Annotated in this window: 2 protein-coding genes; one reads left to right on the forward strand and one right to left on the reverse strand. The window is 35.8% G+C overall.

Going from position 1 to position 3722, the window contains the following annotated elements; genetic code table 11:
- Window positions 1–863, reverse strand: an 863-nt coding sequence (locus E1171_RS05180) for a zinc-dependent peptidase (RefSeq protein WP_155204762.1), incomplete at its 3' end; no start/stop codon positions are given.
- 335 nt (window positions 864–1198) lie between these two features.
- On the opposite strand from E1171_RS05180, the gene E1171_RS05185 reads away from it, so the two are divergent.
- The gene (locus E1171_RS05185; RefSeq protein WP_155204764.1) at window positions 1199–3649 is read left to right on the forward strand and encodes an ABC transporter permease; all 2451 of its coding nucleotides are present in this window, start codon (window positions 1199–1201) and stop codon (window positions 3647–3649) included.
- The last annotated feature ends 73 nt before the right edge of the window (window positions 3650–3722 follow it).

Raw genomic sequence — 3722 nt, forward strand, 5'->3', positions numbered from 1 at the left:
TGTTTATACTTTTTTCCACTCCCACATAAACAAGGAGCATTTCTACTGATTTTCGTGTTCTTTAGTTCTTGTTCACGCTCAGTCATATCATGCTCGAAAATCTCTTCAAGGAGTGCATATAACTTGGGGTGCTTTCTTTGAAGTGCCTTGGGGTGCTCAAAGAAGTACTCACTGGACACTGCGAAAAACTCTGCTTGATTGGTTGCCCCATAAGGATTGATATCAGATTTTTCAGCATAGATTTCTCCAATTTTTTTGTTCATGAGATCAAGCCAGGGAATGGTATATTGTTTTTCAAGCAGTATTTCAGGGATGCCATCTACACGTCCATCCATTTTATCCACAAGATGTACAAATTCATGGATAGCAGTGTTTTTCTTATCATTTTCATTGGCAAAACCATGATGCAAAGCTTTTTGCGAAAGAATCATTTTGCCTTCCATATAGCCTGTGCCGACCATTCCTAAAATGTTCCGGTCTTTTCCTTCGGTAGAAAAATTTGCATTGAAATGATCGGGATAAATAAGCACCTCAAACAGGTTGTCATAGCGCCAATCTGGGAACTTAAATATGGGAATGACAGCACTAGCTGATACCAATAATTTATCTGTTTTGTCAATGGTCATGCTTACCCCTGTAATGCGATGGTTAAGTAGAAACTCTTCTACCTTATATTCGAAATGTACTTTTTCCTTTTCATTGAGGCTGTTGTAGAAGGCGACTTTTTCAGATAGAATTTTACGCCATTGTGGAGGGAAATTTCCTGAAGGTGACTTCCAGTTTTTTCGAATTTTAAAAAAGTAAAATAGGCTTACAGGAACTCCTATGAGGCCAATAAAAATGAATAGAGCTGTGGGTTGCATAAAAAATGTCTTATGTTTTATTTGATTGGGGAAAATTTGTCTGAATCTTAATCCTTAAAATTCATGGATTATCTTGATCGGAGGCAATGATTATCTAATCCCAAGAATCATGCTTAATCAGGAATCCAACATTATTCAAGCATTATCATTTGTCAAAAATCAAACTTATTAAGGTTTAAACAAAGATCAAACTATTCCAATAATAAAGATTATTTAGGGTTTAGGTAAAAGGCAGTAAGGGTAAAATGTTTTTCGATTGTCTTCCATATAAATGCCACCATAAAGCATTAATTGTATGGAATTGAAAATAGAGTCCTGACTTTAATAACCGCCAAATGATTTTATTAAAACTAACACTACGCAATATCCGGAAAAATAGATTATTCTTTTTTGTGAACATTTTGGGTCTAATGTTGGGCTCTTCTATATTATTCCTCATCTTGAATTATGCATTTTATGAGTATAGTTACGATGATTTTCATAAATCCCGAAAGGATATTTATCGTGTAATCACGGATCAGTACAATGGGAATGAATTGCAGTTTGAATATGCCATCACTTACCCAGTTGTGGGGCCAACTTTATTGGAAGAATTTAGTGAAGTTTCGGATTACGTTAGATTATATACGGAATCTATATATGGCCCTGTAATCTTTACTTACGAAGAGCCGGATGGGGAAATCGTAAAATCACTAGAACCAAAAACCTATTATGTTGACCCGTCTTTTTTTGAATTTTTTGATTTTAAACTAACCCATGGAAATCCGGGATTGGTTCTTAATGAACTTAATAGTGTGGTTATTAGTGAACGAGCAGCAGAAAAGTTTTTTAAAGGGGAAGATGCAATTGGTAAAACTTTAACTGTATATGATAGAGGAGGGACCAAGGATTTGGTGGTGACGGGTGTAGTTGAAAATCCTCCACTAAACTCTCATATGCAATTTGATTTTTTAATTTCTTACCAATCCCTGGGTAGTGGAGAGTGGTGTACGACAAGTTGGAATTTTCTTGATTTTACTACTTACATAAAATTAAATCCAGGTGCGAATCGAACTATTACTGCACAGCATTTAGATGATTTATTGAGAAAACATCAAACAGAAGATGAGGGGGGGACCAAAGTGCGTCTGGCTTTACAACCTTTGAAGGATATTCACCTTAAATCTAATAGAATCCAGGAATTGTCTATAAATGCCAGTGGACAGAACGTTAGATATTTACTGATCAGTGCTATCATCGTTTTATTAATTTCATGGATGAATTATGTGCTGCTTTCAACAGCTCTTTCAGCCGACAGGGCACGGGAAGTGGGAATTCGTAAAGTTCTAGGTTCAGCAAAAAAACAATTGATTTATCAATTTTTAGGGGAGGCTGCAACCATTAATTTTCTAGCTACGATATTGGCGGTAGGAATTTCTGAGCTTTCCCTAAAGATGATTTCAGATTTCTTGCTGGAGGATCCTCTTCCTTCCTTTTTAACAGATTTTTCTACCTTTTATGGTTGGGCTTACAAAGGTGCTATTATTGGGATTTTTCTATTGGGTGTGATTTCCTCTGGTATTTACCCGGCCTTGGTTTTATCTTCCTTTAAGTTAATTAGTGCTTTGCAAGGAAGGATTCAATCTATGAAAGGAAAGCCCTTTCGTAATACCTTGGTGACGATACAATTTACCATCACTTTTATACTCTGCTCTTTTATGTTTGCCGTTCTCCAGCAAATACATTACATGAAAAATAGTGAATTGGGTTTTAATATGGAAAATGTTGTTGTGATCCAGGCACCAAGAGTAGTTAGGAAGGGGCAAAGCTATACAGAAAGTGTCAGCACCTTTAAAAATGAACTCTTAAAAAGTACTCATATTCAAAGCATGACTGCATCCTATGTAATTCCAGGTAAACCACATAGTTGGGGTGGAGATTTAAAAAGATTGAACTACGAGGGAGGGAAGGATTTATCAGTTTTTTACAATGGAGTTGATTATGATTTTTTGGAGCAATATGGAATTAAATTATTAAGTGGGCGTGGTTTTTCTAAAGCTTTTGGAAATGACCCTAATGAGGCTGTGATCTTGAATGAAACAGCTATTAAGAAACTTGAATTTAAGAACCCTGAAGAGGCTATTGGTCAAAGGTTACAAATGATGGGATTAGGAGATGTGGAAAAAGTGATTATCGGAGTAGTGGCTGATTTCAAACAAGAATCACTCAAGAATGATCCTGCTCCCTATGTTCTTTTTCTTTATAATGCACCCGGTTATTATTCCTTAAAAATCAATGGAAAGGAAACCAATAGAGCAATTGCTGACATGCAGGCATCTTGGGAGTTTGTATACCCCAAAAATCCCTTAAAATATTTCTTTTTGGAAGATTTTTACAATGAACAGTATAGGGGAGAATATAAATTTTTTACAGTCTTGACCACTTCATCTGTACTGTTGCTACTAATTGCCAGCTTCGGTCTTTTTGGATTGCTTGCCTTTGCAACAAAAAGAAGTCTAAAGGAAATTTCGGTTAGGAAGATTTTTGGAGCCTCCCTGATAAGTATTTGGGTATCTATTCATAAATCACTTTTGGTCATTTTATTCACTTCTATGGTTTTAGCTATTCCAATTGCCTATTTCTTTATTGATAGCTGGCTTGAAAGTTACTCTTTTCAAGTAGGTATAAGTCCTTTATTCTTTGTGGTCCCTTTCGTAGTGGTTTTGGTGGTTTCCCTATCCGTAATTGGATTCTACTCGGTAAAGGTTTCAAAAGTAAACCCGGCAGTTTTTTTAAGAAATGAATAAAATCGCTTATTCAAATGCTAATTATTTGAGGTGGATGGGAAAATAGGGGGAAGGGTTCAGAAAGAAATAAAAA

The sequence above is a fragment of the Xanthovirga aplysinae genome (assembly GCF_009711365.1).
GTDB classification, from domain to species: domain Bacteria; phylum Bacteroidota; class Bacteroidia; order Cytophagales; family Cyclobacteriaceae; genus Xanthovirga; species Xanthovirga aplysinae.

What these genes read in the sequence shown, in the direction of transcription:
- E1171_RS05185 (WP_155204764.1), top strand. Translation starts at nt 1,199, where the DNA reads ATGATTTTATTAAAACTAACACTACGCAATATCCGGAAAAATAGATTA.